A 26551-nucleotide genomic window follows, 5' to 3' on the forward strand; every position below is an offset into this window, starting at 1 on the left:
TTTTACTTAAGAGATGAGCAAGCCGTTGCTATTTTTTATAACGCTTCGTTAGAAGGCAATTTGACAAATACGGATAAAAAGTGTTGATATTCAAAGTTTAACATATCATTAATAGTTTTTCAGATATAACATTCCAGTTAGCATTTCTCTCATTTTATTTTTGTAGATTTATAAACCTCCCTACGTGTAGCACCTTGTCAAAGATACAAGAAGATCGTATGCAAGGACTTCACTTAAAAAATCCAACATGATTTCAAAAACAAAAAAAGGAGTTGCGTTCCTTTTCCACTTTCCTCCACGCGTCTGCGGTATTGCAACCTATACAACAGATCTGATAAATGCTATCGCGAGTAAATTTGAAGAGTCGTACCGGCTAATTCCCATACCGATTGTAGATAATAATACATCGCAAGATGATGGCCCATTGGGGAAGCTAGATATTTTAAATCCGCTTTCATTCGATAATATCCTTCAAAATATCCTGTGTGATCTGGATATTAAATTGATTTGTGTCGAACATGAGTTTGGTCTCTTCCTTGGTCAGGAGGCTAAATTCATATCTTTTCTTTCGGATCTCAATGCAGCACAACTTGCTACTGTTGTCACTTTCCATACAGTGTTGCCAGCACCTGATCGCACTATGCTCGAACATGTATCTGCCATTGCTTATCATTGCTCGCAAATCATCGTGATGACCCAGGGATCTGCCGATATCCTTATTCATAATTACAAAATTCCTACCAGTAAAATAACTGTAATTGCGCACGGCACCCATTTAGCCCCAGCTAAGGATAAACATGCCATTCTTGAGTATTTTAACCTAGTGGGCAAGAAAGTCCTCAGTACATTTGGTTTGCTGGGGCCCAGCAAGAGTATAGAAACCACACTTTATGCACTTCCATCCATTATCGAACAAAACCCAAATGTGATATTCCTTGTTTTAGGAATGACACACCCCAACCTGCTGCGAAGTGAAGGAGAGTCGTATAGAAACGAGCTTGAGGCAATAGTTGATGAATTCGGTATTTCAGCTCATGTGCGTTTTATTAACGAATTTCTTTCCACTGAAGACTTATTAGCCTATCTATCTATAACCGACGTGTACCTTTTTACGTCAAAAGATCCGCTACAGGCCGTTAGCGGTACGTTTTCTTATGCGCTGAGCTCCGGATGCCCCATCATCTCTACGCCAATCCCTCATGTGCAGGAGGTTTTAAAGGAAGATATGGGCACCATAATAGATTTTCAAGCTTCTGATCAGCTCGCAGCTGCTGTCAATCATATTTTGGATGATGAACTTCAATTAAGCAAGATTCATCATGTTAACCTTGAGAAGATGGTCAAGACTTCCTGGCAAAACGTTGCTATAGCTCATGTATATCTTTTTGAGCTTCTTATAGATAAAAAGGGAAAATGATCTACTCCATTCCAACGATCAATCTGGACCATATTTTTCGAATGTCCGAGGAGCGCGGCTTTGTTCAATTTGCTGATATTTCCACGCCGGACCTTTCAAGCGGTTATGCTTTGGATGACAATGCAAGAGCGCTTATAGCCATGTTACATCACTATAGATTGTACGAAACCTACGAAGACCTTGGTCTGATACAGAAATATCTGGATTTTATAGGTCATTGTATGCAAGAGGACGGCACGTTTCTGAATTATGTAGATATCTACGGTAATTTCACGATACAAAACCAGCAGGAGAATCTTGAAGATGCCAACGGTCGAGCAGTCTGGGCTCTGGGCGAAGTGGTGGGCATGGCCAATCTTTTGCCGGAAAGAATAGTTAAGCTTGCAATAGAACTTATGGAGCGAGCCTCCAAACATGCTTTAGTGTATTTTTCGACAAGATCGATGGCCTTCACGATTAAGGGACTGAGTTTTATGAAGGGCAAAAATTATAAAGCTATAATCCAAGTACTTGCAGATCGATTGGCAGCCATGTTTGAACATGAGAGCACCGCAGATTGGCAATGGTATGAATCATATATGACCTATGGCAATAGTGTAATTCCCGAAGCCATGTTGATCGCCTATGAGGCCACCGGAGATAGTAGATATAGCGACATCGCTTATCAATCTTTTGATTTCTTGTTGAGCAAGATTATTGTTGACAATGAGGTTCACGTGATTTCCAACAAAGGATGGTCACAACGGGGTCAGCCGGCAACCAAAACTAGGGGCGGGGAGCAGCCCATTGACGTTGCCTATACCATTATTGCCCTAGATAGGTTTTATAAGTTCACAAGAGATGAGCAGTATAAGAGGAATATACGAATCGTATTTGAATGGTTTCTGGGACGGAATCATATTCGGCAGATTGTTTATAATCCTGTTACCGGTGGATGTTTTGACGGTCTGGAAGAGCACACGATCAACATCAATCAAGGCGCAGAATCCACTATAAGTTATTTAATGGCCCGGCTTAAGATGGAGGATTACATGAATGAACCTGTGCGTTAGTTTATTTTAAAAACTTGATGCCTGATTGTCAATTATTATTCGTATATTTATTACTATGATCTACTATTCATTTTAACCCATTCCGTAGATCCAATATGATAAATACACTTGTTTTATCTTTAAATTCTCCACGATATATCTTTCGGAAATTTTCAGTTCAACAACTAGCAGCTTGCGTACTTCAAAGAGTAAATACGATTCAGCTTAATATTATTCCTTCCGATCAATCATAGCTATTGAAAGTAAAAAGACCATCACTTTATAAAATCCATACATCATGAGTAAAGACATTAAAAAGGAAAAAAGCACCAAAGAGAAAGCACAATCTTCTTATCAAAAGGAAAAAGATGTTGTCTCTAAAGACGTAACGGATAATGTCTTCCGTAAAAAAAAGAAATAGGCGATTGAAACGGTAGCTTATTTTTTGCACTTGCACAAAGGTAGATTAATTTGAAGCGGGTACAAAGTCTGGATTATTAGACCAGGCTTTTGCTCGCTTTTTTAATTTGCAAAGCTGAATTTGATTAACGTCCCTATATACTAAACAATTGTAGAGAATGTATTCCACAAAAAAGCATAACAGTTTCCTGTTATGCTCTTGGAAGACAGCGTAGCCATCTTCCAAAATTGACTATTCTACTTAATTATGCCTTACGTACATTAGTTGCGTTAACGCCTTTTTAATATCCCCGAAATAATAGATTAATCATGATCAGAGCATTTATTCTATTGGGATCCAAAGGCTAAATACTACTTTCTCATCAAAGCATTTAACATGGATATCGCCTTTGTGTGCGGTTATTATCTGTTTGCTGATATAAAGTCCCAATCCCAGCCCGCCTTCCTTCTGATTTTTTCTTCCAACAAAAGGTTTAAATAGGTTATTGAATATAGGGGCTGCGATTTTATGTCCATCATTTTCTATCCGGAAGATAAATTTCCCACTTTCAATGGAAGAGTTTATAACGATTGTATTTTCTGCAGATCCATGGCGAAATGAATTTCCTATAAGATTTGAAAACACCTGTGCCATACGTTCATGATCACATTTGACCGTAAGTTTTGCACCAAGATGTGTAAATACCTTTCTTTCGAGCGAACTTGTTTGGATCTCACGCAGAGCCTGTAGGATCACCTGATCTAATTGGACCACATTTTTGTTCAGATGAATACCCGTACCTAGCTTACTGCGTGCAAAGTCTAGGATGTTATCGATTAAACCTTTCATTCTGTACGAAGAATCGTATATAAGCTTAGCCGTCTGTTTATGTTTCGCATTTTCGAGTTTGTCGGCGAGATACTGCGACAAGGTAATGACAGCACTCAATGGATTTTTCAGATCGTGCCCCAAAACTGATAATAGGGTATCCCTGCGTTCAGAGTATTCCAATTCCTCACCCAGCAGTGCTTCTGTATTTTTGATTTTTGCAATTGAACCCAAATGGAAACTTATCAGTTCAGATAGAAGTTCGAATAGTGGTGCTATCCGCTCAGTATCGATAGTTACCGGTTTATAATCTATCGTACAGAGCGTTCCAAAGAACAATCCGTCCTTGTCGACTATAGGGAATGCGATATAACTTTTAAAACCTTTTGCATACAATTTTCTTTTCCAATCTTCATTTTCACAATAGTCGATATCCGGAATAATGATAGGCGCGTGTTTACCATGTGCTTCATCTCCTAACGTATAATGTAATTCCAGCTGCTGGCCAACAGATACTCCGACCCCAGCGAATCACGTACAGCACAGGCTATCCATTGATGGCCATTGTGAGAGGTCACCAACCCTAGATCCATGCCTGTATACAAACATATTGTGTTCAATATATTCTTTACTGCAGGGATATCTTCGATCCGCATAAGCAGATGGGAAATTGAATCATTATTTTCTTTCATAACTATTGTGTTTAGTAAAAAGAATTCAACCTTCAAGACTAAAGATATATGAATTTTTAACGGCTAACTAGCTAAATACAAATTGTATGGAGAATAAAATGTTGGAATTCCTGTTCGAATCTTGTGTTAGCGGATCTTTTATGTAAATATAAGCAATATTTTATCAGTTTTTCTATTCTTATCACATGCGAAAGAAGCGAGAATCCTAATTGTGGACACTTTAGATTTGCATTTAGAGAGACCTCTAGTTTCAATATATAAGAGACGTGTTTATACGTCTTCGTCGGAATATACACGTGAAATACCGGCGATTGCCTTGTTAGTAGAACCAAAGCTGTTCGATGGATGTTCAATTTCAGAAAGCTCTAGAGCAGTAAACCTACTAAACATGGCAACAATAACTAAAAGTAACACAAGTGAAAAGTCTGAAAATGGAACGATGACCAAGCAATCCACAGACAACACAAAAAAACGCGTAGCATCGGATGCCGCAAAAGATTTGGCAGAGCTTTTTGAAGACGGCCTCAAAGACATTTATTGGGCAGAAAAGGCATTGACAAAAGCATTGCCCAAAATGGAAAAAATGCTACCGCCAATAAGCTAAAAAGGCAATTTCCAAACACCTTTCGGAGACTGAAAATCATGTGAAACGCTTAGAACAGTGTTTTGAGAGCTTAGAGTTAAAGCCCAAAGCAGAGCGATGTGCAGCGATGGCCGGACTGATCGAAGAGGGCGAACACATTATCGAGGAAACCGAAGAAGGAACGGTTAGAGATGCAGGTATTATCGCCGCTGCCCAAAAAGTTGAGCACTACGAAATTGCTACTTATGGCACACTCGCAGCATTTGCTAAGGTGTTGAAATACAACGAGGCACTGGACCTGCTGCTTGAAACTCTTGCAGAAGAAAAAAATTGTGATGCAGATTTAACTGCTTTGGCGGATACTAACCTCAATACGCAAGCTAAATAAAAGAGATTAAAAGAGCCTGAGAGGAGAGCAAAGTTCTGTGCAGCTCCGACAGAAAGACAAAAAATGGATGGATCTTACGTCTGTAAGATCCATTTTTTAAATGATGATCTCTGAAAAGTTATCTCCGATCGATAGTAATAGAAAAAATCAAGATGAAAAAGAAAATTGTGGTGTGTGATGATGATAAAGAAATACTGAATGTATTTTCTATGGTGCTAGAGGATCAAGATACGGTCGTCGTAACTGTAGCAAACAGTTTAGTCCTGATGGAAGTGTTGGATAGTATACATGCTGATATACTCTTTTTGGACATTCATATGGCTGCACGGAATGGGGACCTGATATTGCGTGATCTCAGGAGTTCATCTAAATATAATAAGCTGCCTGTAATCATGATTTCAGGTCATATCGATGGACGAAGTATTTCTATAGCATGCGGAGCGGACGGTTTTCTAGCGAAACCTTTTGAACTTACTGACCTGGAAAACTACATACGAAGATTTGTTTATGAAAATGAATCGTAATGCCGCGTGGTTTTAAGTTTTATGAAATTTTGGCACAATTACAAATACAGTCAAAATCGTTAATTCCGAAAGTGTTATAATAATAGATTTAAGTAAGAAAATTGAAATTTCAAATGAAAAATGTAAATAAAGCTATTGAAATATGAAATATTTTGGCTACGGAAAACTTAATAATCGTTCCTGATTTTTTATTAAAGCTTACTGAAAAATTGGGAATTAACAGCAAGATATTTATCTGTTTGCTGAAAATTATCGATAGCGTATAAAATCTGGCAGGCGCCAAGAGATGGCAAAAATGTAGAAGGATAATTTTTTAGACGGGGGAAGTGATCAGATTTGTCGCTATCAATTAGAGAAATCGCAATTTAGTCGCCAACATTAGCATTATATTATGCAAAATGCTAATGTTGATCTCAATCTAAATAATTAATTTATACGTAACTTAACCTGTGGTTATTTGGTTAAGTTACGTTTTAAATTTCTAAGCCAGTTGTAGCAGCTTAGGTTAACCTGTACTGCATTGTAGGAAAGGTGCTGAATCTTGCTGGGATAGTAATCATTGGAATAATCCATCTCAATCAAAAAATCATTAGTAATTGCGTACCCACATCCAATTGTTATCCTGTTGCTTCCAAATCGGGGATGTTCCAAAATATCGGTGCCTGTCTGCGTAAAAACCTCCTCGGAAGCGGTTAAATAAATTGCTCCCTTAGTGATCTCCTGGGCATTCAAAGGTTTTATCAATTTCAACTGGCTCCTTACCCGAAAGTTTTCATCAAAACCTCTTTGTCTTCTTTTATCAAGGTGATCCTCTATTCGTAACCGGGCCGATAATGTAATTGGAGTCTTCTTAAAATAATAAATTCCCTGTATTGCAGATCTGATCTCTGGAAGCCCCTCTTGCCCCACAGTCCTAATCTCAGGATTATGGTTATATCCTGTAAATAATGATACTTTAAACATTGCAAAGGAGTAATGAAGCCAGACTCTTGCATAGAGCTGCGCATTGGCGTGAAAAGGATCCTCGCCAATTGGTACACTAGTCCATACCTGTCCAATATTAATTTCATTACTCCATTTTCCTTTTATAGGTGTCACAAATTGAAAATCATTCCAAAACTGGTTATAACTACTCGTCTGGCTGTAGATTGTTGTTGGCATTACAATTACATTGAGCAACAGGAAGCGGAATATTAACCTGATCATTTAGTCCATTTCATAGGTAAATATGGATGGATTTAACTATTCAGCTTTCTATCTGAGATATAGGGTACAATTGGATAAACATAATTATCCATGTTCACGCCCAGTTGTTCAGGAGACGACCCTACGAATACAGTTTTCTTTGCCCTTGATCCTGATAACGCCTTTGGAGTCAATTTCGATCATTGCCCATATCGGATCTTTGTATGGAACAGTGTATTTGATATTTGGGTGTGTTTTATCAACCTCTGCGGAATAACGCATCTCTTTAAAATCGTCACCAAGCCATTGGTATGAGGCACTATTAATCTGGACATAATGTATTCCATTGATATGGTTATAATAGTCTTGATGGTGGTGTCCGCTGATGACCAAAATAACTTTCCTCTTGCCGGACTTTTCGTTTGCCTTCTCCAGTGCATAACGTAACAAACTTCCGTTTTCCAATCCGCCGGCATCATTATCCAGTCCTTGATGGCAAAACACAATTGTAGGAAAGGAAGTTTCCGCCAGATCTTTTCTTAACCAGTCCAGTTGTACAGGAGAAATATAGCGTGCATATCCCTTGGGACGATCCGGGCTTTCATTATGTTCATTACCATCGAGCACAACAATATGGAATCCATTTGAGTCAAATGAATAATATTTTGCCTTAGCATTCCAAAATTCGACGACCTGATCGCGCGTAAATCCTCCATCGGTATCGTGATTACCGATGACATGATATTTAGGACCGCTAAATTGATTCCAGACATCCATCAATGCGCGGTTGTTTTTCTTGGGCATACAAAAATCGCCCCCTGGATAATAAAATCAGGTTTCAATTCATTCATCTCTTTAATAAAAGCAGACAAACGCTCAATGCCATCATGCATAATATCGTGATGCAGATCAGTAATCATTCCGATCCTGATTTTTGTTGCTGCTGAGCTGAATCCTTGATACTTTGAAAAAAAGTAAAGTGCCACTTGCTAGCCCCGTAGTTTTTAAAAACTCTTTTCTGTCCATTTTCTATTTATTTATGTAAAATCTTGTCATTATTGCGGCATGATCCGAGGGAAACATGATAGGGTGGTAGTCAATAACCCGTGATTCCATAGGATCCAGTTTCTTTGCTTTGTAATAGATAAAATCTATTCGATCTCTTAGGCCGTACAGATCTGTATTGGTTGCGGCTCTGATTCCCCAAGTTAAGCCCGGATCCAATAGCGGGTTGACATGTAGTTCACGGTAACTGTCCGAAAAGCCGGCTTTAATCATTTCTTTGCTTTCAGGCCAGTCAACAGCACGATTGTAGTGTATGCCTTTAGTTGCCTCGGTCCAATCCAGATGTGATCCCATATTAAAATCTCCCCCATAATCAGCGGTAAATTATCTGAATTTTTTAGGTATGGGTCTATCTTTTTAGAATTTCTTTTATTTCCGCATGCCTGGTTGCTCCTTCATCCTTTACCAATTGTTCTGGAGTTTTATTCAGCTGGCGGATACTTGCGTCTACGTCGGGCAGATAGTCTAACCAGGTGTTAAAATAAACAAGCTTTCCACTGGCGCCCAGGTCCAATTGAACCCCACCGAAATTACTGGGACGGAACGCCTTGACAGTTTCCGTCATTGGATAACGGCTCATAATGGAAAGATTGGAACTAATTAAATAAAAATAGTAACCTAAAGAATCCGCAATCACTTCTCCCGATCCGTATGTCTCCACCAGACCAACAATATCTGGATTTGTCGCTTTAATGGTTTCAATTACGCGCTCTAATCCTACCGCCTGACCATAGCGATGACCGCCATGCCAGATGTTCCAAGAGAATATATTCAAATGAGAGGGATCAGCTATTTCTCCTTTCACCTTTGCGTTTGGAAAAAACTCCTGATACATTTTTTCTACTTCCCCGGCTGAAATCACCGTTTTCCAAACTTTCACCTCATCTATAAATCCGTTAAATGCGTTCCACTGTCCATTTGATCCGTATTCCCATTTCTCATCTGAACCACCGACTACGGTGGCATATTTGCTGTCAAGACCTTGAAGACCGGGCGTGTTATAGATGGCCATATTTTTCCCGTCCAGGTACAGCCACACTTCCTCTTTATTTTTATCTACAGTAAAGACGATCTGATGCCATTTACCGTCATTTATACGCTGTCTTTCCACAGTTGGTCGATAATCGTAACGCTTTTTCCCATCATTCAACAGCAATGCCCAGGCGCCATTTTCCTGGGTATAAAGCTGCCATCCCAGAGTCGACAGATCGTCTGCGATTTTATTTCCCATGAGGGGAGTGCCCAGTTTGGCATTCGGCAGTGTCCTTGCCCAGATCTGTACAGAAAAGGATGTCTTTTCATCAAACCGGGGATAGTGTTCTCTGCCAACCGAACCGGTCTTCTCAAACTTGCCTTTGCTGAAAGATCTAGTGCCTGCCCACTTAAGCCTTTTGCATAGTGTGACTGTAGCAGATCAACATTATAACAGGCACTATCACGCAGCGGAATGTCTTTCTTAAAATTGAAATCGTCAAAGTTCAGGTAATAGGTAGGCTGCTGCGCACTAGCCTGACGAATAAAAAACATTAAAATTAGTATTGTAATCAGTCTCATAAAATGCTTCTATTTTAATAAACTATCGATGATTTCCCCGATCTGGTTTTCAGATGTAAAATCAAAGCCCAGTAATTTCACCATTGTTTTGGCAAATTGATCGTGATAAATTTGTCCGCTGCTCTTTATTTCCCCAAAGGCTTTACGTGTGGCCCCATAGCAATCAGCCAGGTTTCATCTGCATGGGGAATGCTTGCACCATGGCGTGTCCATTGATCTCCTACACCTCTTCCGTGATCAGGCATGACCATTAATACGGTTTTATCTTTATAGAAGGGATCTTCCTGCAGATAACTCCAGAGGCTGCTGATCATGGCGTCTATATTTCTGGTAGCATCAAGATAGAAATCATATTGATCGCTATGCCCATATTCATCCGTATCCGCAAGGTCGAGATAAACCACCTTCGGATGTCTGGCTCTCATATAGGATTTGGCTAGCGCATACGTAGTCGCATCCAAACGTTCGCCGCGTCCCCATATTTTGGGTTCGTAGTGCTGGATTTCGTTGCTCAGCTTTTCTCCTTCACTCAGGTTATGACCAGCGATATTTTCACCGGGAATATTAACGAGTAAACCATTCCGTTCTCTGTTTATGACCCGACCTACAGCATCCCAGGAAGCAAAACTGACAACTTTACCTTTATATCCCTTTTTCTGATCGACGAATTCCAGAATATTTTTATTCCCATTGTTAGGATGGTCATTGGATTTTACTTTAGGATCGGCATAGCCTGTAAGGTTCTCGCTTCTGCCTGGGTAAGATATCCAATAAGGATTCTTGACATTAACTTTATTATCCAGATCCCTGTTTCCATAAATCTGTCCCTGTTTAGCGATAATGCTCCATGTGAAAGGCATTAGCTTAGTTCTTCTTTGAATTAGATCATCAGACCAATATTTTGCTATTCTTTCGAGGGAATCCTGCGAATTAAATTTCGCATTTAACAACAGATCTTTCTCTGCGCCCTTAAATAACTCTTGCCAACGTAGACCATCTACCGAAATGATGACCAGATTGTCTGCATGAGCATGCCTTTGTGCAAAGGCGCCCTGTATGAGGCATAGCAATAATAATAAGCTATTTAACTTTTTCATGAGTTGGAAATTGAGGTTTTATGAGGATATTTATTCATTTTAAGTTAAGCCTTGCTTAGATGTCCGGCAGATTTCAATTAATCAAAATCTAGGGATTAAATACTAACATTTAGGTTTTGAGTTCTTAAAAATAATTTGGTTCATTACTAAAGCCCCAGATTAAAGACCGGCATTAACACTATATATTCAAAGTGGACGGCAACATTGATCGTCTTAATTTTAAGGCTTTCATTAATTCTTGTAAATATATATAAATACTAAATAACGTTTACATATGTTTAACTTTTTTATATAAAATTTTTATTACCACATGGACTAAATACACTTTAGGCTGTACGCACAGTCGAGAAGAAGAGTAGGGAAGGCCGTAGTTAAAAGAACTGATTGTTGTGTCGATAAAGCCCCACTATATATCATATTGATCGTTATATCAGTAACTAATACATTTTTGCTATATAAGTATTTTTGTCAACAGCAAAAAACATTGATTTAGTAGCGTAGATCAGACTATAATTTTGTCCTGAGTTTTAAAAATATAAAATAGCCTCGTGTCAAAAATTCTATAAATTTGTCTTTTTAAATTTAGTTCTAGATATAATTTTACTCTAAATAATTACTCGCAAGACAGCAAAAGGAATTTTTGTAATTATGAAACTTAATTTAGCGCAGCGCAATATGAAAAAGATATTTCAAATGATTAACGGGATCGCATTGGTCGTAACTATCATCATTAATTACCTCTCCAATACAGGGATATTTAATGGGGATAAATGAAATAACGCAAGCCAAGCCTCTGTTGGCGGCAATAGCATCATTTGGCTCTTTTGCTCTCGGAGCCGTGCTTCCATTTATGGTATCATTATTTGCACCAATTGAGCTGATGGTCTATTTACAATATGGTTTTACGATTATTTTTTTAATGATTCTTGGGGCAATTTCTGCAAAAACAGGGGCTCAAATATAGGCGTTGCTGTGGGCAGGATCTGTTTTTGGGGTACCATAGCAATGGGTGTGACTGCATTAATAGGTCATCTTTTTGGAGTAAATATCGCTTAGTTCATTAACTATAAATTCTTTCAGTACTTGTTGCAGTTTCGATTACAACATTTTTGTGTTCAGTCTTTCATATGCCGATATAAAGTACCGAGACTTTATAGTGTGTTTTTACACAAAAAAGCTTTACTTGCTTTTTCGGATTTTTATAGAACCCGTGTGAAAAATTTGCGTGTATTTTTGAACTACTTTGATCTTTAGGTTGTTTGTCTAATCAAAAGATTGAAAATTATAATTATGAAAGACAAAAAAATATTGGTTTCGGGTGCTAGCATCGCCGGTCCTACATTGGCTTACTGGCTGGATAGGTACGGCTTCGAGGTTACCGTGATAGAGCGTGCAGCAGCCTTGAGACTGGGCGGACAGAATATAGACGTGAAAGGACCAGCAAAAGAAATTGCGCTTAAGATGGGTATTTTGGAAGAGATCCGCGCACATAATACCACCGAGATTGGGCTACGTTTCGTTAATTCCGACAATCATACAATAGCAGAATTTCCATCTGATAGTTCAATGAGCATGACTCAGGAACTTGAGATCCTACGTGGCGATCTGGTTAAGATACTGTACGATCTCACCGCGAAGCGTGTAGAATATATTTTTGGTGATCACATCATTGATTTGATAGAAAGTGAAAATGAGGTCAAGGTGGATTTTGCAAGTGGAAAAAGGATATCTTTGACATTGTGGTTATAGCTGAAGGTATCGGTTCTGCAACGCGTGATCTTGCCTTTGGCGGTCGTCCTCGTTTTAACTATTTAGGTTTATATACCGCTTATCTTACTATCCTTCGAAATAATACCGACAGTCGGTGGGCACGTTGGTATAATGCGCCAAAGGGCATTGTATTTATGTTGAGGCCTGATAATTATGGAAAGACAAGGGCTTCGGTAACTTTTCTGGCAAAAGAGAAGGCGTATAAAGACCTAAGTGAAGCAGATCAGAAAAGAGCGCTTATTGATCGTATACAAGGTGCAGGCTGGGAATCTGAACGATTAGTTAATGAGATAAAAGAGAGTGAAGATCTTTATTTTGAGAGGGTCAGTCAAGTCAAGACTGATAAATGGACTAAGGGAAGGGTTGTCATTACAGGTGATGCCGCTTGGTGTGCTACACCAATTGCAGGAAAAGGTACAGACCTTGCCGTGGCAGGCGCCTATATCCTTGCTGGAGAGCTTTATAGAGCAGGTAATTATGAAGAGGCTTTCCGTAACTACGAAAAAATAATGAAACCCTACGTTCAAGAGTGTCAAAAGCTGCCTCCGGGTATTCCTCGTATAGTATATCCGAGTCGAGAGTCGGAGTTGCACTCCTAAATCAATTGATAGCCATTGTTGGAAGCAAACCTGTAAAATGGTTGATGCGCGTTTTTTCAGAAGATAAAAAGACAATAAGAAGAATAGAGCGAAAGAAATTATACTACCAGATTACGAATAGGTAACACTTAGCCGGAACCAGTTCAGTGTATCCATCTACAATTGACTGAATAAACAGATATAACCGTCATTCATCGGGAAATCGTTTCTTCTAACAAACCAGGTCAGACAGGTTAAATACTTTTTGGCGGAATTGGCATAATATGTTTAAAATGTCAAAATATACTTTTTAGTATATTTTGTTTGTTTTTAAAATATACTTTTTAGTATATTTGTAGCGTAAATAATAAAACAGATGTTGACAAAAGCAGAAAAAACAAAACAATTTATTCTTGAAACCGCCAGCCCGCTTTACAATGAGAAAGGGATCTCGGGTGTGAGCATTGACGATGTTTTGGAAGCGACCAAGTTAACCAAAGGCTGTCTTTATGGGCATTTCAATGGAAAAGAGGATCTTTCGGAACAGGTTGTAGACTATTCCCAAAAAAAAATAACCGAAAGAGTGGCATCCGTTGTATCCAAAGTAAAACAGCGAGAGACAAGATCTTTTTATATCTTGATTTTTATAAGAACCCAATCGATACATATATCGCAGGAGGCTGTCCCATCTTTAACACCGCTGTTGAGGCTGATGATAATTTTCCTTCGATAAAAAGAAGGTTGCAGCAGTTCTGAATGCTGGTCAGATCGCTCTTTCAAATGTACTGGAAGAAGGAAAATTAACGGTGAATTTTCAGAAAACCTAAATGCAGAAGTTTTTGCCTTTAAAATGTTTTCAGCGATAGAAGGTGGAATTGTTCTGAGCAGGACGATGGGATCGAGAAAATTGATGCTAGAACTTATCAAGGACCTTAAAAAGAATTAGAGCAGTATCTGCTGTAATTTTTTTGAAACAAAATAGACTAAAAAGTATATTTTAAATATTAAACCAAAGAATTGAAATATGAGCAACAAGTTGTTTGAAAGCTACGAGCTTAATGGTAAACGGTTAAATAACAGGGTAGTAATGGCTCCGATGACCAGAGCCCGATCTGCCAACGAGGGTAATGTTGCAACCGAACTGACTGCGATATATTACGCGCAGCGTGCGACAGCCGGACTGATCATTACCGAAGGCACTTTTATCAGTGAGGAGGGTATCGGATTTATCAATGTTCCCGGAATCTATACCGATAACCAGGTTGAAGGCTGGAAATTGGTCACTGATTCTGTTCACGATAAAGGAGGGAAGATCTTTGCCCAGCTCTGGCATACTGGAGCTTATTCGCATCCCGATTTGCATGAAGGCAGGTTACCTCTGGCTCCATCCGATTTTAATCCTGGGCAGAAAGCATTTACTTTAGAAGGCTTTAAACCTACCGTTGCTCCTCAGCCGATGACAATTGCAGATATCAAAAGGACAGTTAACGATTTTAAACAAGGAGCTATCAATGCTTTCCGTGCTGGTTTTGACGGGATAGAGCTTCATGGTGCAAACGGCTATCTTTTGCAGCAGTTTTTCAGCAAAAATGCCAATAACAGAACAGATGAATACGGAGGTTCTCCTGAAAATCGCGCAAGAATTCTTTTTGAAATATTAGATGCGATCAGAGAAGTGGCTGACATCAAAAATGTTGGCGTGCGTCTCAATCCATCGTTGAATGGAATAATGGGAATTGCCGTGGATGATGAGACCATTGCGACGTATAATTACATTGTCAGCCGGTTAAATGATTATGATCTGGCCTACATTCATTTAATAGAGCCTTTCACCGATGTAACGGGTAATAAAAATGCGATTCAGCACGTGGCAAAGCATTTTCGTGAAATTTATAAAGGAACTATTATCATTAACCGTGCTTTCAATAAACAGACAGCAGAACAGGTCCTTGAGGAGGGAGATGCCGACTTAGTGTCCTTTGGTGTTCCATTTATTGCTAACCCAGATCTTGTAGAACGCTATAAAAGAGATTCTATACTAAATACTCCGGATCAGGATACCTTCTACACACCCGGTGAAAAGGGATATACAGATTATCCATTTTTAAATAAATAAGAACACAGTTATATACATATAATAATATCAAACGAAATTTGTCAAAATGAAAACAACAGGAAATACTATATTCATTAGCGGCGGAAGCGCAGGAATAGGATTGGCAATTGCCAAAAAATTAAATGAAGCAGGAAATAAAATTATTATAAACGGACGTAATGAGGACCGTCTTCAGAGAGCGTTGACCGAGTTGAAAGATGCCGTTGCCATTCAGGGCGATCTATCAGTAGAAACAGATAGAATACGGATTGCAGAAGATTTGAAGACAAATCATCATGATGTAAATATCATCATTAATAATGCGGGAGCAGCTTTTGGATATTTACTCAGTGAAACGACCAATGCACACGAAAAAGCAATGATCGAGATGAATACGAACTATTTTGCGATCATTCACTTTACAGAATTAATGATTCCACATTTGTTGGAAAAAGAAGAATCAGCGGTGGTCAACGTTTCGTCTATTGCTGTATATGGAAGTCATAAATTTCTTCCAACCTATGGTGCAACGAAAGCGGCACTACATAGCTATACTACAGCTCTGAGAAAACTTATGAAGAGCAGCAAAACTTCAGGTCTATGAGGTCTATCCTCCATTGGTAAACACCGATTTTTCTGCTGAAATAGGTGGGGCGGCAGGAATTGCGCCCAGTGAAGTGGCGGAGGAACTGTTTATTGGACTGGAAAACAATTTGTTTGATATTCCTGTTGGAGATACAAAGGTTTACGCAAATGCGATTGGGGAAGCTATGGCAAAATTAGCTCAGGCATAAATACAAGCTGAATCAGTCTTTTGAGAAATTAAAAGATTGGTTCAGTTCTTATTAAATTTTTCATTATGAATTTGAAAAATAAGGCAATCCATAGTTCGGTGAAAGTTTTTGAATTGCTTCCACCTTTGGTCGATACCGATATGGTCGCCGATCGGCAGGATAAAAAGATAAGTACGCAACAACTGGTCAAGGGGCTGATTTTAGGTATGAAGAAAGACGTTGAAACGATAAAAGTGGGGATACAAAGGTTATTTCCATTCTTAATAGGATTGCGCCTAAGACGTCCTATAATATAATCAATGCTAAAAAGAGTATATAAAATTGAAATAATCATGAAAGCATTTCTAATTAATAAATATACAAAGGAGGCCTTCAGCTGACAGATGTTTCTTTACCAAAAATTAAAAACAATGAAGTTTTGGTGGAGATTTATGCAACAGGCTTAAATCTGTTAGATTCGAAAATAAAAACAGGGGAATTCAAACTTATTCTTCCCTACAAAATGCCGCTTATTTTAGGTCACGATCTTGCTGGAATTGTAAAGGAAGTGGGAAATAATGTAAAAAAATACAATGTTGGAGATGAAGTTTATGCTAGGCCGACCGACTTTCATATAGGTACATTTGCAGAATATATAACGGTGAGGGAAGAAGATTTAGCCTTTAAACCAAAGAATCTTTCGATGGAAGAAGCTGCATCGGTTCCGTTGGTCGCACTCACAGCGTGGCAGGCTCTGGTGGAAATTGGTCAGTTAAAAAAGGACAAAAGGTATTTATTCAGGCAGGTTCGGGAGGAGTAGGTACCATTGCGATCCAGTTGGCGAAACATCTTGGCGCAACTGTTGCGACAACTGCAAGTGCCAAAAGTTTTGATTTCCTGAAAGAAATAGGCGCTGATGTTTTAATTGATTATAAAACACAGGATTTTGAAGCAATACTGAAAGATTATGACCTCGTTTTAAATAGCCAGGATAATAAAACACTTGAAAAATCATTAAATATTTTAAAAGCAGGAGGCAGGGTCATTTCAATTTCCGGTCCACCAACACCTGAGTTTGCTGAAGCTATCCATGCGAATTGGCTGGTGAAGATGGTAACAAGATTTCTGAGTTTCGGGATTAAGAAAAAGGCGAAAAAAATTGGGCGTTGATTACACGTTCCTTTTATGAAGGCAGATGGAAGTCAGCTCAATGAAATTACAAAATTGATAGAGTCTGGAATCATTAAGCCTATTATAGACAAAGTATTTCCGTTTGAAGAAACCAACAAAGCTTTGGAATATGTCGAAAATGGAAGAGCGAAAGGAAAAGTTGTGGTCAAAATAAAATGAAAGTAAAGATCATTCTAAACAAGCTTTAGTTTTGCTTCAAGTTATTATAAACAACATGTAAGTACCCCATTTTTCCAAATTTCTGAATCTATCATGGCAAACCTGATTGCCGGTCATTGAGTTTAAAATGTTACGAAATGGCCCAATGGAATTTAAATGATAAACGGATTGCATTTACCTACAAGCATGTTCTTAAAGGCTAAAGATCAGCAATATATCTGATACTCACTGATAGATTTTATTCTGTATGTGGCTTATTTTGCACCGTATAAAGAGATTTATCGTTTTTAAGACAATGTCACAACAGACTTCAGCCAGTTTCATCTTTTCTCTACAAATCGTTGCTCTGCATAATAGGTTTAGTTATTAATCTTGTCCCATTAAGAAGTATTATACCATAATTCTATCCCGATAATTGAAAAATGATAGCGGATAATAAATACAGCTTTACGAATTATAAAATAGCCTTTCATACCAAAAGATCGGTCGTATATTTACATAAGTGAGGTTGGGTCAATTAAATGAAGTTCGGTAGCGAGCTCGCGCTATTTTAAAAATGGTGAATTAAGCTTTGGTGTACTATTTCGCGAGGCTATATATATATGGGGATAGGTCATAAAAAATACGATATGAGAAAAAAATAACAGCATTTATGTCAATGTTCTTACTGTGCGTTTTTGCTTTTGGACAAGACACACAGAAAACTAAACCCCAGATAAAAACAGAGGAAATAACCTACCATGGAATAGCGGGGCGGCCTATTAACAGAAGCGACATGCAAGGACTGGATCAATATAAAGAGTACAATTTAGATGGTACCGTTTCAAATATCTATATCGTAGAGTTTGACAAAAGCAAGAATAAAAATAATTACAATTTAAATGAAAGATATATCTATGAAAAGGAAAACTCTGCAAAATAGAACTAATTGGCACAGTTACAGGGGATAAATATGGGGAGATTTTGTTCTCTTATAATGAACAAAAACAATTGACAAAGAAGATTGAAAACCGGTACGAAGGCAATAGGTTAAATCTGAATCAATTTAGCGCATACACGGATTATTTTTATAATGAAAATGACGAAACAGTAAAACGTTATGAATACGACGAAACAAAAAAGAGTTTTTGTTAGTTTCTATTGTCACTAAAATATATGATCGGAATAAAAATATGATTCAAGAAAAAACTGACAATTTTGATGGCAATATATCAGGGGTTGTTGATATCACATATGACAATTCAAATAAACCAATCGAGCTAAATTCTTCTTATTTTAAAGAAACAAAAATTATAAATACAATTCACATGGCGATATAGAAGAAGAAAAAAGCAGATCTAAAGAAAGCCCTACCATACAATCATCAACCTATTCATATATTTATGATAATTATGAAAATTGGGTTGAACAAAAGCAGATTATTAAAAGAAATCCTAAAGACGAATTTGAAGGTGGAATTTTAATAAAAAGGAAGATCGAATATTATGAATAAAACGACCACTAAAAAGTGGTATTTGTTTTTTTAATGGTTCGATGATTACTTTGTTTTTACAATAATTGATCAACATTGGGGTGGAAGGATACGAAATTCTATCGATTTGAGACAAGTTTTTTTATTAATCAGCAAATTGACGGAGGTAAAGTTTCAAAATGTCAAACGCGGTTTATAATGAGAGGAGGTTATAGAATTGTGTACCGGTCGGGACTGTCCCACTAAGTGTATAAATAAAAACTACGGAGTTCAGTTATGTTACTTATAACTGGACTTTTTTTTCAAATAAATATAATTCAATTAAAAGCCCGTGGGGAGAGTAATCGCTCAGTCGCCATGTTGTGGGGTATCAACCAAAAGACACCCAACTGTCAGATCAAGTAGTGGCTATTACATCTAATGGTACAGAAATCATGACTTCTCGCACTCCTCCTGATATGTAGCCTTTTAATACACTAACAGTAATTTTAGTTGATGCCTTTTAACGTCAATAATATTCGTAATAATTGCTTGGAAAATTCTGCACTCTTCTCAATAGGAAATTATCTGTTATTAACAGATTTATGTCATCTACTATTTTATTGAGCCGTTTGATCTGGCTTGACTTCCGCTGAGGTTCAATTCCCTCATTATTTGCTACTTCATCGGCTACAAGTTGTATAAGCCCCTGAATATACAGCTGTTTTTGTTTGTTGATATCGTATGTTTTTTGAAGCTCGCTTTTATCTTTGGGCATCAGGTAGATCGCATATTCCACTTCCGCAAGCAATCTTTTCTGTTGATGTCCAAAGTACGTACCTCCTTGTTCAATAAAAGCAAATAATTCATTCACTTTAGGAAATAAGTGAAATATTCTTTTGCGCTGTGCTGCATATTTCTGTTGGCCATTTACATTCATTAAGAAATAGGAATAGAGCATACAATAATTGTCCCTTCCAGCTTCACTATTGAACTCGATATCGTGTTGCAGTTGATAGCTTAATGTGGGATTAAGTGTCTCTTCAAATACAAATTCAGGATGAATTTTTAAGATATTGTCAAAATAGTCCTGACTGTATGGAAGAGGATTGGGTAGAAACAGTAGTTCCGGAGTATCGTACTAGATAAAGACCATAGCCAATCAACATAAGCTACGAGCTGACATTTAGCTTGTTTTGCCTCCCATAAAGATTAATAGGGGAGGCTTTTTTTGCTTTAAGAGACTCTGGATCGTAGTGTACGATCAAATTTTCGGTTTTTTCAAGATTAAAAAAACATTTTTTTTTCTTTTTTATGTATACATCGAAGTTCTATGTATATTTGAAAAAAACACTATGTCAGATTTGTCTAAAGAATTAATGGCTGCTTCTTCGATTCCTATCATATTATCTACCCTGATGGATGGTGAGAGCTATGGTTATGAGATTATCAAAAGGTCAAGGAAGTGTCCGGCGGTAAAATATTATATTCCGATGGTACATTGTATCCGGTGCTTCGAAAATTGGAAGATAGGGAACTCATTCAATCAGAATGGAAAATTGCAGAAAATGAAAAACGCAGACGATATTATACCATTACCAAAAAGGAATGAACCAGTTAAAGAGGAAAAGCAGAGCTGGGAATTTATGAACGAACTTTTGAGCAACCTATGGAAACCATTTCCCCAAATTTAGAGATCAGATTAATTGAATGGCAGTCGCAATTGCGAAAAACTTCCTTAGACCCAGATGATCAGGAAGAATTGAGAAATCACCTTGAGGACATCATGCATGAGTTAGTTGTATCAGAACTGCCAGACGATGAAATATGGATGATAGCAATGAAACGTATTGGATCTATATTTACCATTGAGAAAGAATACGAAAAAGTAAACCCTGACGTCAGATTCAGAAGCAACGGTATTTTACTTATAATGGGTGGAATAATCACTTTATTTTTGCAGGCTATTTTTATTCTGCTGCCAGTCTATTTTTATCAACAGGATCGAATAGAAACATCAGTAGTAGACTCAATTTCTTTTGCAGGTAAATGGGAGATCCTTTTTTATGCACTTGCAATACTTCTGATATGTTTGATCACTGTATTTGTTCTTAAGGGAAGACCCATCATGAAATATCTAGCTTCCTTAGCAGTCAAATTAAATATATTTTCAGCCTTTGCTGCGATTATAGTGATCTCCATTTCTGGTTTTTGTCTCATTCAGTTATTCCAGGTAGGCAAATCCGATTCGACAAGCCTAGTATCATCATCCTTTAAAACATTAACCCAAATATTCTATTTAGGTCAGTTTGCATTAATTGGATACTTTCTTTCAATCAGCAATAAATTGAATGTCCGAAGTCTATTGGCGTTCAGCCGAAAGTTAAATTGGAAAAATGCTTTACTTTTGGGCAGCTGTGCCGGAATAGCTGTGACCTTTAGTTTTACATATCCCATTATCTATTTACCATTAATAGTCGGCGGACCATTATTTGGTCTAATCGGAAGGATGATCAGTTTTTCAGTACATGCCAGGACAAACCTTTTTTTCAGCCAGGTGTATATTATGATCCTCTGTGGCACTGAGCTATTGGGAAATCATGCATTAGTTTTCACCGTATATTATTTTATATTTCTCAGTTTTATGATCGGTGGATACATTTCAAAAAAGGCTCAAGAATACTACGGAAATTACTGATAAATCGAGATGGCAGACAAAAGAATTGGGTTCTCTAGGTGGTTAAATCTTTTTAAGGAGCGCGTAGAAATGAATAGTACTAGTGAAATGTCTTTTTCGATCATTTAGGTATTTTAAGAAAGCACCTTATTAGGTCTGCTGCTGCGATTTTCCTATTTACAATTTGGGCATTTTCATTTTTTGATTTCATCTTCGATAAAATTATAATGGGACCCAAACGTGAAGATTTTTGGACTTACAAAATGCTGTGTTGGATCGGAAAGAAATTCGATTTGGGATCCGAATATTGTATTAAGGAAATCAAATTTAATATCATAAATACCGAAATGGCCGGGCAATTTACGTTACAGCTTAACTCTTCGGTAATTATTGGTTTAATATTGGGATTTCCCTATTTACTTTTTGAATTGTGGCAGTTCATAAAACCCGCTTTGACCGCACGAGAAAAAAAAGCAACCAAAGGTTTTGTTTTCTACACCAGCCTTTTGTTTTTTCTGGGAATCTTATTTGGATATTATATTATTGCACCTTATTCTATTCGCTTTTTAGTGGGATTTCAAGTAAGTGAGGTGATCCAAAACCAAATCTCAATTGATTCTTATCTTTCTTCTATAGTAACCCTAACACTGGGAGCAGGACTGATTTTTGAGTTGCCGATTTTAGTATTGATACTTGCTGAAATGGGACTTTTAAGCCCCAAACTGATGCGCTCGACCCGGAGATATGCGATCATTATTATGCTGATTATCGCCGCGATAGTAACCCCAACGCCAGATATGCAAACCATGCTTATTGTTTTCTGTCCATTGGTGGTACTTTATGAAATAAGTATAGCAGTAGCTGCACAGATCGAGAAAAAACGTTCTAAAATAGAGCTCTGACCAATTCTAACTTTCTTCAAAATTGTACGATAGCTTTGTTTAAAAAAGAATATGAAGTATCTAAATAAAGTAGCGCCCATCACACTTTTGTTTTGGCTGATGAAAGTGGTGGCTACAACCTTGGGAGAAACCCTGGGTGATTTCATTTCCATGACGCTCAATTACGGCTATGTGATAGGTTTAGCTATTACTTTAGTCATTTTAGTTGTCGCCTTGCTGATCCAGCTCAATGCCAAAGAATATGAGCCTGTAAAGTATTGGTTTGTTATAATAGGTACGACTACTTTAGGTACCGAGATCTCCGACTTTATTGATCGAACCCTACGCATGGGTTATCTGTTTGGAAGTATAATATTAGCGCTCTGTCTTGTGGCCAGTTTTCTCTTTTGGTATAGAAAATATAAAAATTTGGAAGTATATCCAATTGTTGAAAAGAAAAAGAGCTACTATTCTGGATAGCTGTTCTGTTCTCCAATAGCTTAGGGACAGCATTCGGCGATTTTCTAAGTGACAACTTGGGATTGAGCTATCTACATGGGGCGATGGTAACAGGTAGTATAATCATATTGGTGGTGCTGTTACATTACTTCACCAAACTCAATCAAATCCTATTATTCTGGATTGCTTTTATTTTTACACGACCCTTTGGAGCAACTTTTGGGGATTTCCTTACAAAACCATTTACAAAAGGTGGGCTCGAACTGAGCACGCTCTATGCATCATCGTGCTCTCTTGTTTTAATGACGATAATGATTGCTATAGCTCATAAAAGAAGGCTTAGACAAGCGGATTTGTTATCTATTTTAGATTATTATCATCTTAAATGTTAGGGTTTTAATCTGTTTTACCTTCTTCTGAAACCTATAATGGTGTTTGAACTTGATAGATCTTTTTTGATTATTCGAAAAGCGGAGTAGGGGAAGACCATACTTTTCCAGAATAGCATTTTTATTAAATCACATTCCGATTATCGTCCTGCTTGAGCCTGATCGAGCGTAACCGTTCACTTCGATCAATGACGTATTTTTAATGTATCATTCAATATTTGTAAGATCTTTCCTGTACCAATCACACGTGGCCCTTCCCGAAATTCAAATAACATACCTTCAGCTAGTCTTCCTTTAAAATATATGACAGCAGCTATCCGAATCACCGCTTTGACTTCCTCCCGGGATACACGATATCTTTATCGATAAATGTCTGTTCACCAGATGTTTGCATTTCGTCAAAATCAAATTTGATCTGTGGTCTATATTTAGAGAAAGCAGGTGTCTCTCTTCCACCTTCTTGTGGTGTTCTATATTGGAGCTGCGCTATGAAATTAGACATATATCAAGACTTTTTTAAAATTAATCAATTTAGTGCAGTCATGAACCTAAAAGCATGATGAAATATATTTCGATCTGAATGATAAAGGAGGATTAAAAAGCTGGTATTTATTGTTGTTTAAAATACTGAGACGTAGGGGTAAAGGAAATATTTTTAGGGACAATTGCTTTTCACCGCCGTTTACCATATTGTAAGACAATTATATTTAACTAACTTGAACTCTGGTGTCAATAACTTTCCAGAGATTTATCTATTGTCCACTTTGTTTTTGCGCTAAATTCCACTTGCACTAACAATTCTTTGTCTTCAAAAAGTTAAGTTGATTATTTTCGCTAAAACCTATGCTGAAATTCTCATTAATTGGAACGAGATCGATTATGGGACAAATTTCATTTGTTTGGCTGACGTAATTTTTATCTTGAAATGATCCTTTAAAGTGAAACCACCCACTATAGCAATGGTAACCAAGCTCATCATTATAATAATGCCATACTTCACATTCTTTTTATAATCAATTCCCAAATCTTCGAATAAAAGCTTGATTTCATCAGGATAAATATTGTCTTTATTGTCAGAAAAGTTCTTGCAGTAATTACATCCGCAGATATCACTTCCTCCAAATGCAGTTTTTTCGTAAGTTCCTTTGGTTATATTATAATCGACCGTTAATTCCCAGTTTTTAAAATATATCTTTTTTTTTTCTCTCCATCAAAGCTACTAATCGTTTTTATGACAATTTCAAACCTATTATTCCTCAACTCTTTTCATAATGTAAATAATACCAGAAGTTCCGCCTGAGCCATTATAGTTATCGGTTAAATCGAATGTATTTACTAATTCATAACCAATTTTAGACATATAGTTCAGTATGGAAGCATACGACTTTTTATTGGTCAATATTTCGGAAAGTTTTTCACCTTCCGCGATCTGTTCATCTGAATCTCCTAGGTCAACTTTTACCTTTAGTTTTTTCGATAGGAATTTTCCTTCCACCCGTATATACGCATAAGAATAAGTGTTTTGTATTTTATCTACAGCGTTAATAGGATAATGTGCGGAGCTGCTATTAAGACAACAAACGGTAAGAAAAGTGATTAAAAGTAATTTATACATAATCGATATTATTTACTAGGCTATAGAGCTAATTTAAGACATACTAAGTAACTCATAAAATTTGATAAAGACTAGGCTTCTGTAATTTTTCAGCTCGTGCGATTGATTATCAATATAAAATACTTTCCGTCTATGTTTGTTTACTAATTGTTTTAGTACTTTTCAATTTACTATTGTGTATTTGCCTGATAACCAATTAATAAATATTATGGCTAGATCAAAAAAACATTTGGGTAGGTATGTAGATCCACGTACCGATTTCGGTTGGAAATTTTACTTTGGTAGAGAGGACAACAAAATCTTACTAATTGAGTTTCTCAATAGTCTATTTCATGGAGAGAAGATAATTTCGGATCTAAGATATAAACCTGTAGAACAAGATGGCGATTATGAGGAAATGCGTCGTGTTGTATTTGATTTACATTGTATCGGCAGCGATGGTGAGGTTTTCATCATTGAGATGCAGCAGCTCTTTCAAGAATTTTTAAGGAGCGCGCGGTGTATTATACCTCACGTCTCATCAATAAACAATTAGCGCGAGGTAAGAAGGGTAGTGATTATTACCTACCGGAGGTTTACTTTATTGGTATTTTGGAGTTTGACATGAATAGAAATGGAAGTTCTGGTATATCCCGTGTCACAGAGCGTCCTTATTTCTATGATGTGGCGCTGTCTGACAAATTGACCAAAGAAATATTCTATGATAAATTGGGATATAAAATGATTTCGCTTCCATTATTTAATAAACAGCCGGAAGAACTGAAGACCGTTATGGATCAGTGGTTGTACTTACTTAAACATTTGAGTACCATGGATAGATTGCCATCATTTTTGGATAAAAGAATATTTGGTCTTATCTTTGAGATAGGGAGATAGGTAAATTAACGGAGGAGGAACTCATGTCATACGAAGCAAGTTTAAAACATAAGCGTGATGCTGAGAACGTATTTAATTCGGCCAAAAAATCCGGAGAAGCTTTAGGTCATGCTAAAGGTTTGGCGGAAGGTAAAGCTAAAGGTCTAGCAGAAGGTAAAGCTAAGGGTTTAGCGGAAGGTTTAGCGGAAGGGGAGCGTAGAAAAGCAGTTGAGACTGCTAAAGCATTTAAGGAAATGGGGCTACCTACAGCTGATATTGCTAAGGGTACAGGACTTTCTGTCGAAGAGATCGAAAACTCTAAGGTTCTTTATGGGAAATCATCCTTTTTCTATATCAAAAAAGTAACTGGAAACAATTGCAGCAATTGAATAGCAGATTAATGGCTGCATAATTCCAATGAAGTTAACCCAAAAAAGAGTTATTCCAATGCCCAGAATCGTAGTGGAAACCAAAATTAATCTTACCCATTTTCTGTCCATGCTATTCTTTTTTTTTAAGCCAGTAGAAAACTAAAATATAAACCAATAGGGTGGGTAAAGAGAAGACTAAACTTGCGGCCGATAGCATGAGCGCAAAAACAATTGCCTCTTCAGCGCCTAATCCCTCGAGAGAATAAAAAGAACTGCACCAAGTAATAAAGTGCTTCCCCAATGTTTAAAAATGTACAACCAGTTCATAGTTTAAAGATTAAGCGGTATGCATCAGCAATAGTATTTTTATATTAATAAATCACAATTTGAGTTCCATTTTTTGAAGATCATCGTTGGGCAAGAGCTCCCTTTGTTGTTGAGAATAATTTAATCTATAATTTTAAAGTTAAGTTTGTTATTCCCTATTAAATGGATTAATTCTTCGTTCGTTATACTTCCATCAA

Annotated in this window: 35 protein-coding genes and 3 pseudogenes; 26 read left to right on the forward strand and 12 right to left on the reverse strand. The window is 37.3% G+C overall.

What is annotated here, in order from left to right:
* Positions 1 to 247: 247 nt before the first annotated feature.
* The 3 genes from KUH03_RS42060 (at position 248) to KUH03_RS42070 (ending at position 2869) form a co-directional block, all read left to right on the forward strand.
* On the forward strand, positions 248 to 1417 hold the full coding sequence (locus KUH03_RS42060) for a glycosyltransferase (protein WP_257090541.1): 1170 nt from the start codon (positions 248 to 250) through the stop codon (positions 1415 to 1417).
* Positions 1414 to 2469: a hypothetical protein gene (locus tag KUH03_RS42065; RefSeq protein ID WP_257090542.1), complete on the forward strand. Its 1056-nt coding sequence runs from the start codon at positions 1414 to 1416 to the stop codon at positions 2467 to 2469. Before KUH03_RS42060 ends, KUH03_RS42065 begins: the two co-directional genes overlap by 4 nt.
* 277 nt (positions 2470 to 2746) lie before the next feature.
* Complete coding sequence (locus KUH03_RS42070) at positions 2747 to 2869, forward strand: hypothetical protein (protein ID WP_257090543.1); 123 nt, start codon at positions 2747 to 2749, stop codon at positions 2867 to 2869.
* Between the two features lie 321 nt (positions 2870 to 3190).
* Here KUH03_RS42070 and KUH03_RS42075 read toward each other — a convergent pair whose 3' ends face one another.
* The gene (locus KUH03_RS42075) at positions 3191 to 4072 is read right to left on the reverse strand and encodes a sensor histidine kinase KdpD (RefSeq protein WP_257090544.1); all 882 of its coding nucleotides are present in this window, start codon (positions 4070 to 4072) and stop codon (positions 3191 to 3193) included.
* 80 nt (positions 4073 to 4152) lie between these two features.
* Positions 4153 to 4368, reverse strand: coding sequence for a hypothetical protein (locus KUH03_RS42080; protein WP_257090545.1), 216 nt, complete (start codon positions 4366 to 4368; stop codon positions 4153 to 4155).
* A gap of 211 nt (positions 4369 to 4579) precedes the next feature.
* Here KUH03_RS42080 and KUH03_RS42085 point away from each other — a divergent pair, with 211 nt between their 5' ends.
* The 3 genes from KUH03_RS42085 (at position 4580) to KUH03_RS42095 (ending at position 5863) form a co-directional block, all read left to right on the forward strand.
* Positions 4580 to 4972 (forward strand): DUF892 family protein, encoded by a 393-nt coding sequence (locus KUH03_RS42085; RefSeq protein ID WP_257090546.1) that lies wholly within the window; start codon positions 4580 to 4582, stop codon positions 4970 to 4972.
* 40 nt (positions 4973 to 5012) lie between these two features.
* Entirely contained in the window at positions 5013 to 5339 is a 327-nt protein-coding gene (locus KUH03_RS42090) for a ferritin-like domain-containing protein (RefSeq protein ID WP_257090547.1), read from the forward strand.
* 152 nt (positions 5340 to 5491) lie between these two features.
* Positions 5492 to 5863 (forward strand): response regulator, encoded by a 372-nt coding sequence (locus KUH03_RS42095; RefSeq protein ID WP_257090548.1) that lies wholly within the window; start codon positions 5492 to 5494, stop codon positions 5861 to 5863.
* Positions 5864 to 6316: 453 nt separating this feature from the next.
* Here KUH03_RS42095 and KUH03_RS42100 read toward each other — a convergent pair whose 3' ends face one another.
* The 7 genes from KUH03_RS42100 to KUH03_RS42130 form a co-directional block, all read right to left on the reverse strand.
* Positions 6317 to 7024 carry a DUF2490 domain-containing protein gene (locus tag KUH03_RS42100; RefSeq protein ID WP_257090549.1) on the reverse strand — a complete coding sequence of 236 codons (708 nt, stop codon included), beginning with the start codon at positions 7022 to 7024 and terminating at the stop codon, positions 6317 to 6319.
* A 153-nt stretch (positions 7025 to 7177) separates the two neighbouring features.
* Entirely contained in the window at positions 7178 to 7852 is a 675-nt protein-coding gene (locus KUH03_RS42105; RefSeq protein ID WP_257090550.1) for a metallophosphoesterase, read from the reverse strand.
* Positions 7825 to 7968 (reverse strand): hypothetical protein, encoded by a 144-nt coding sequence (locus KUH03_RS42110; protein WP_257090551.1) that lies wholly within the window; start codon positions 7966 to 7968, stop codon positions 7825 to 7827. The genes KUH03_RS42105 and KUH03_RS42110 overlap by 28 nt, the downstream gene beginning before the upstream one ends.
* A 109-nt stretch (positions 7969 to 8077) precedes the next feature.
* Positions 8078 to 8407 (reverse strand): hypothetical protein, encoded by a 330-nt coding sequence (locus KUH03_RS42115; RefSeq protein ID WP_257090552.1) that lies wholly within the window; start codon positions 8405 to 8407, stop codon positions 8078 to 8080.
* 55 nt (positions 8408 to 8462) lie between these two features.
* Positions 8463 to 9374, reverse strand: coding sequence for a LamG-like jellyroll fold domain-containing protein (locus tag KUH03_RS42120; protein WP_306429893.1), 912 nt, complete (start codon positions 9372 to 9374; stop codon positions 8463 to 8465).
* Positions 9260 to 9640, reverse strand: coding sequence for a hypothetical protein (locus KUH03_RS42125; protein ID WP_257090553.1), 381 nt, complete (start codon positions 9638 to 9640; stop codon positions 9260 to 9262). The genes KUH03_RS42120 and KUH03_RS42125 overlap by 115 nt, the downstream gene beginning before the upstream one ends.
* A gap of 152 nt (positions 9641 to 9792) precedes the next feature.
* Positions 9793 to 10764, reverse strand: a complete 972-nt coding sequence (locus tag KUH03_RS42130) for a phosphoglyceromutase (RefSeq protein ID WP_257090554.1) — start codon at positions 10762 to 10764, stop codon at positions 9793 to 9795.
* Positions 10765 to 11412: 648 nt separating this feature from the next.
* On the opposite strand from KUH03_RS42130, the gene KUH03_RS42135 reads away from it, so the two are divergent.
* The 13 genes and pseudogenes from KUH03_RS42135 to KUH03_RS42195 all read left to right on the forward strand — a co-directional run bounded on the left by KUH03_RS42135 (position 11413) and on the right by KUH03_RS42195 (position 18464).
* Positions 11413 to 11538 (forward strand): hypothetical protein, encoded by a 126-nt coding sequence (locus KUH03_RS42135; protein WP_257090555.1) that lies wholly within the window; start codon positions 11413 to 11415, stop codon positions 11536 to 11538.
* Positions 11525 to 11728 carry a VIT1/CCC1 transporter family protein gene (locus KUH03_RS42140; RefSeq protein ID WP_257090556.1) on the forward strand — a complete coding sequence of 68 codons (204 nt, stop codon included), beginning with the start codon at positions 11525 to 11527 and terminating at the stop codon, positions 11726 to 11728. Before KUH03_RS42135 ends, KUH03_RS42140 begins: the two co-directional genes overlap by 14 nt.
* A 326-nt stretch (positions 11729 to 12054) precedes the next feature.
* Positions 12055 to 12513, forward strand: coding sequence for a hypothetical protein (locus KUH03_RS42145; RefSeq protein ID WP_257090557.1), 459 nt, complete (start codon positions 12055 to 12057; stop codon positions 12511 to 12513).
* Positions 12504 to 13133, forward strand: a complete 630-nt coding sequence (locus KUH03_RS42150; RefSeq protein ID WP_257090468.1) for an FAD-dependent monooxygenase — start codon at positions 12504 to 12506, stop codon at positions 13131 to 13133. Before KUH03_RS42145 ends, KUH03_RS42150 begins: the two co-directional genes overlap by 10 nt.
* A 355-nt stretch (positions 13134 to 13488) precedes the next feature.
* On the forward strand, positions 13489 to 13845 hold the full coding sequence (locus tag KUH03_RS42155) for a TetR family transcriptional regulator (protein ID WP_257090558.1): 357 nt from the start codon (positions 13489 to 13491) through the stop codon (positions 13843 to 13845).
* Between the two features lie 291 nt (positions 13846 to 14136).
* Positions 14137 to 15228 (forward strand): alkene reductase, encoded by a 1092-nt coding sequence (locus KUH03_RS42160; protein WP_257090559.1) that lies wholly within the window; start codon positions 14137 to 14139, stop codon positions 15226 to 15228.
* 46 nt (positions 15229 to 15274) lie between these two features.
* Positions 15275 to 15811 (forward strand): SDR family NAD(P)-dependent oxidoreductase, encoded by a 537-nt coding sequence (locus KUH03_RS42165; RefSeq protein ID WP_257090560.1) that lies wholly within the window; start codon positions 15275 to 15277, stop codon positions 15809 to 15811.
* A 13-nt stretch (positions 15812 to 15824) separates the two neighbouring features.
* A complete protein-coding gene (locus tag KUH03_RS42170) occupies positions 15825 to 16001 on the forward strand; it encodes a hypothetical protein (protein ID WP_257090561.1) in 177 nt (58 codons plus the stop codon).
* Positions 16002 to 16066: 65 nt separating this feature from the next.
* Positions 16067 to 16297, forward strand: coding sequence for a hypothetical protein (locus KUH03_RS42175; protein WP_257090562.1), 231 nt, complete (start codon positions 16067 to 16069; stop codon positions 16295 to 16297).
* A 125-nt stretch (positions 16298 to 16422) separates the two neighbouring features.
* Positions 16423 to 16800: an alcohol dehydrogenase catalytic domain-containing protein gene (locus KUH03_RS42180; RefSeq protein WP_257097850.1), complete on the forward strand. Its 378-nt coding sequence runs from the start codon at positions 16423 to 16425 to the stop codon at positions 16798 to 16800.
* A gap of 17 nt (positions 16801 to 16817) precedes the next feature.
* Positions 16818 to 17330, forward strand: a pseudogene (locus tag KUH03_RS42185) (zinc-binding dehydrogenase).
* 658 nt (positions 17331 to 17988) lie between these two features.
* Positions 17989 to 18252 (forward strand): hypothetical protein, encoded by a 264-nt coding sequence (locus KUH03_RS42190; protein ID WP_257090563.1) that lies wholly within the window; start codon positions 17989 to 17991, stop codon positions 18250 to 18252.
* A 41-nt stretch (positions 18253 to 18293) separates the two neighbouring features.
* Entirely contained in the window at positions 18294 to 18464 is a 171-nt protein-coding gene (locus KUH03_RS42195) for a hypothetical protein (protein WP_257090564.1), read from the forward strand.
* 845 nt (positions 18465 to 19309) lie between these two features.
* Here the strand turns inward: KUH03_RS42195 and KUH03_RS42200 are convergent.
* Positions 19310 to 19741: a hypothetical protein gene (locus KUH03_RS42200; protein WP_257090565.1), complete on the reverse strand. Its 432-nt coding sequence runs from the start codon at positions 19739 to 19741 to the stop codon at positions 19310 to 19312.
* 549 nt (positions 19742 to 20290) lie between these two features.
* On the opposite strand from KUH03_RS42200, the gene KUH03_RS50035 reads away from it, so the two are divergent.
* The 5 genes and pseudogenes from KUH03_RS50035 (at position 20291) to KUH03_RS50040 (ending at position 23189) form a co-directional block, all read left to right on the forward strand.
* A complete protein-coding gene (locus KUH03_RS50035; RefSeq protein WP_373564907.1) occupies positions 20291 to 20392 on the forward strand; it encodes a helix-turn-helix transcriptional regulator in 102 nt (33 codons plus the stop codon).
* A gap of 57 nt (positions 20393 to 20449) precedes the next feature.
* Positions 20450 to 21478: a hypothetical protein gene (locus KUH03_RS42210; RefSeq protein ID WP_257090567.1), complete on the forward strand. Its 1029-nt coding sequence runs from the start codon at positions 20450 to 20452 to the stop codon at positions 21476 to 21478.
* A gap of 104 nt (positions 21479 to 21582) precedes the next feature.
* Positions 21583 to 22359, forward strand: a pseudogene (gene tatC / locus KUH03_RS42215) (twin-arginine translocase subunit TatC); the annotation flags it as partial.
* A 51-nt stretch (positions 22360 to 22410) separates the two neighbouring features.
* Positions 22411 to 22818, forward strand: a complete 408-nt coding sequence (locus KUH03_RS42220; protein WP_257090568.1) for a hypothetical protein — start codon at positions 22411 to 22413, stop codon at positions 22816 to 22818.
* A gap of 5 nt (positions 22819 to 22823) precedes the next feature.
* Entirely contained in the window at positions 22824 to 23189 is a 366-nt protein-coding gene (locus KUH03_RS50040; protein ID WP_373564908.1) for a hypothetical protein, read from the forward strand.
* 319 nt (positions 23190 to 23508) lie between these two features.
* Here KUH03_RS50040 and KUH03_RS42225 read toward each other — a convergent pair whose 3' ends face one another.
* Positions 23509 to 23688 carry a hypothetical protein gene (locus KUH03_RS42225; RefSeq protein ID WP_257090569.1) on the reverse strand — a complete coding sequence of 60 codons (180 nt, stop codon included), beginning with the start codon at positions 23686 to 23688 and terminating at the stop codon, positions 23509 to 23511.
* 747 nt (positions 23689 to 24435) lie between these two features.
* Complete coding sequence (locus KUH03_RS42230; protein ID WP_257090570.1) at positions 24436 to 24681, reverse strand: hypothetical protein; 246 nt, start codon at positions 24679 to 24681, stop codon at positions 24436 to 24438.
* A gap of 328 nt (positions 24682 to 25009) precedes the next feature.
* Between KUH03_RS42230 and KUH03_RS42235 the strand changes: the two are divergent.
* Together KUH03_RS42235 and KUH03_RS42240 are read left to right on the forward strand one after the other, a co-directional pair.
* Positions 25010 to 25677, forward strand: a pseudogene (locus tag KUH03_RS42235) (PD-(D/E)XK nuclease family transposase).
* 23 nt (positions 25678 to 25700) lie between these two features.
* Complete coding sequence (locus tag KUH03_RS42240; protein ID WP_257090571.1) at positions 25701 to 26045, forward strand: hypothetical protein; 345 nt, start codon at positions 25701 to 25703, stop codon at positions 26043 to 26045.
* Positions 26046 to 26551 lie beyond the last annotated feature (506 nt).

The sequence above is a fragment of the Sphingobacterium sp. E70 genome, from assembly GCF_019285695.1.
GTDB classification, from domain to species: Bacteria; Bacteroidota; Bacteroidia; order Sphingobacteriales; family Sphingobacteriaceae; genus Sphingobacterium; species Sphingobacterium detergens.

Excerpts from the sequence above, each read along its gene's own strand:
- KUH03_RS42105 (WP_257090550.1), bottom strand. The coding sequence starts at position 7,852 with ATGCCCAAGAAAAACAACCGCGCATTGATGGATGTCTGGAATCAATTT.
- KUH03_RS42220 (WP_257090568.1), top strand. The coding sequence starts at position 22,411 with ATGAAGTATCTAAATAAAGTAGCGCCCATCACACTTTTGTTTTGGCTG.
- KUH03_RS42095 (WP_257090548.1), top strand. The coding sequence starts at position 5,492 with ATGAAAAAGAAAATTGTGGTGTGTGATGATGATAAAGAAATACTGAAT.
- KUH03_RS42060 (WP_257090541.1), top strand. The coding sequence starts at position 248 with ATGATTTCAAAAACAAAAAAAGGAGTTGCGTTCCTTTTCCACTTTCCT.
- KUH03_RS42200 (WP_257090565.1), bottom strand. The coding sequence starts at position 19,741 with ATGCTCTATTCCTATTTCTTAATGAATGTAAATGGCCAACAGAAATAT.
- KUH03_RS42160 (WP_257090559.1), top strand. The coding sequence starts at position 14,137 with ATGAGCAACAAGTTGTTTGAAAGCTACGAGCTTAATGGTAAACGGTTA.
- KUH03_RS42115 (WP_257090552.1), bottom strand. The coding sequence starts at position 8,407 with ATGGGATCACATCTGGATTGGACCGAGGCAACTAAAGGCATACACTAC.
- KUH03_RS42100 (WP_257090549.1), bottom strand. The coding sequence starts at position 7,024 with ATGCCAACAACAATCTACAGCCAGACGAGTAGTTATAACCAGTTTTGG.
- KUH03_RS42175 (WP_257090562.1), top strand. The coding sequence starts at position 16,067 with ATGAATTTGAAAAATAAGGCAATCCATAGTTCGGTGAAAGTTTTTGAA.
- KUH03_RS42225 (WP_257090569.1), bottom strand. The coding sequence starts at position 23,688 with ATGTCTAATTTCATAGCGCAGCTCCAATATAGAACACCACAAGAAGGT.
- KUH03_RS42240 (WP_257090571.1), top strand. The coding sequence starts at position 25,701 with ATGTCATACGAAGCAAGTTTAAAACATAAGCGTGATGCTGAGAACGTA.
- KUH03_RS42070 (WP_257090543.1), top strand. The coding sequence starts at position 2,747 with ATGAGTAAAGACATTAAAAAGGAAAAAAGCACCAAAGAGAAAGCACAA.
- KUH03_RS42210 (WP_257090567.1), top strand. The coding sequence starts at position 20,450 with ATGGAAACCATTTCCCCAAATTTAGAGATCAGATTAATTGAATGGCAG.
- KUH03_RS42130 (WP_257090554.1), bottom strand. The coding sequence starts at position 10,764 with ATGAAAAAGTTAAATAGCTTATTATTATTGCTATGCCTCATACAGGGC.
- KUH03_RS42190 (WP_257090563.1), top strand. The coding sequence starts at position 17,989 with ATGTTCTTACTGTGCGTTTTTGCTTTTGGACAAGACACACAGAAAACT.
- KUH03_RS42125 (WP_257090553.1), bottom strand. The coding sequence starts at position 9,640 with ATGTTTTTTATTCGTCAGGCTAGTGCGCAGCAGCCTACCTATTACCTG.
- KUH03_RS42135 (WP_257090555.1), top strand. The coding sequence starts at position 11,413 with ATGAAACTTAATTTAGCGCAGCGCAATATGAAAAAGATATTTCAAATG.
- KUH03_RS42145 (WP_257090557.1), top strand. The coding sequence starts at position 12,055 with ATGAAAGACAAAAAAATATTGGTTTCGGGTGCTAGCATCGCCGGTCCT.
- KUH03_RS42065 (WP_257090542.1), top strand. The coding sequence starts at position 1,414 with ATGATCTACTCCATTCCAACGATCAATCTGGACCATATTTTTCGAATG.
- KUH03_RS42165 (WP_257090560.1), top strand. The coding sequence starts at position 15,275 with ATGAAAACAACAGGAAATACTATATTCATTAGCGGCGGAAGCGCAGGA.
- KUH03_RS42080 (WP_257090545.1), bottom strand. The coding sequence starts at position 4,368 with ATGAAAGAAAATAATGATTCAATTTCCCATCTGCTTATGCGGATCGAA.
- KUH03_RS42140 (WP_257090556.1), top strand. The coding sequence starts at position 11,525 with ATGGGGATAAATGAAATAACGCAAGCCAAGCCTCTGTTGGCGGCAATA.
- KUH03_RS42155 (WP_257090558.1), top strand. The coding sequence starts at position 13,489 with ATGTTGACAAAAGCAGAAAAAACAAAACAATTTATTCTTGAAACCGCC.
- KUH03_RS42110 (WP_257090551.1), bottom strand. The coding sequence starts at position 7,968 with ATGATTACTGATCTGCATCACGATATTATGCATGATGGCATTGAGCGT.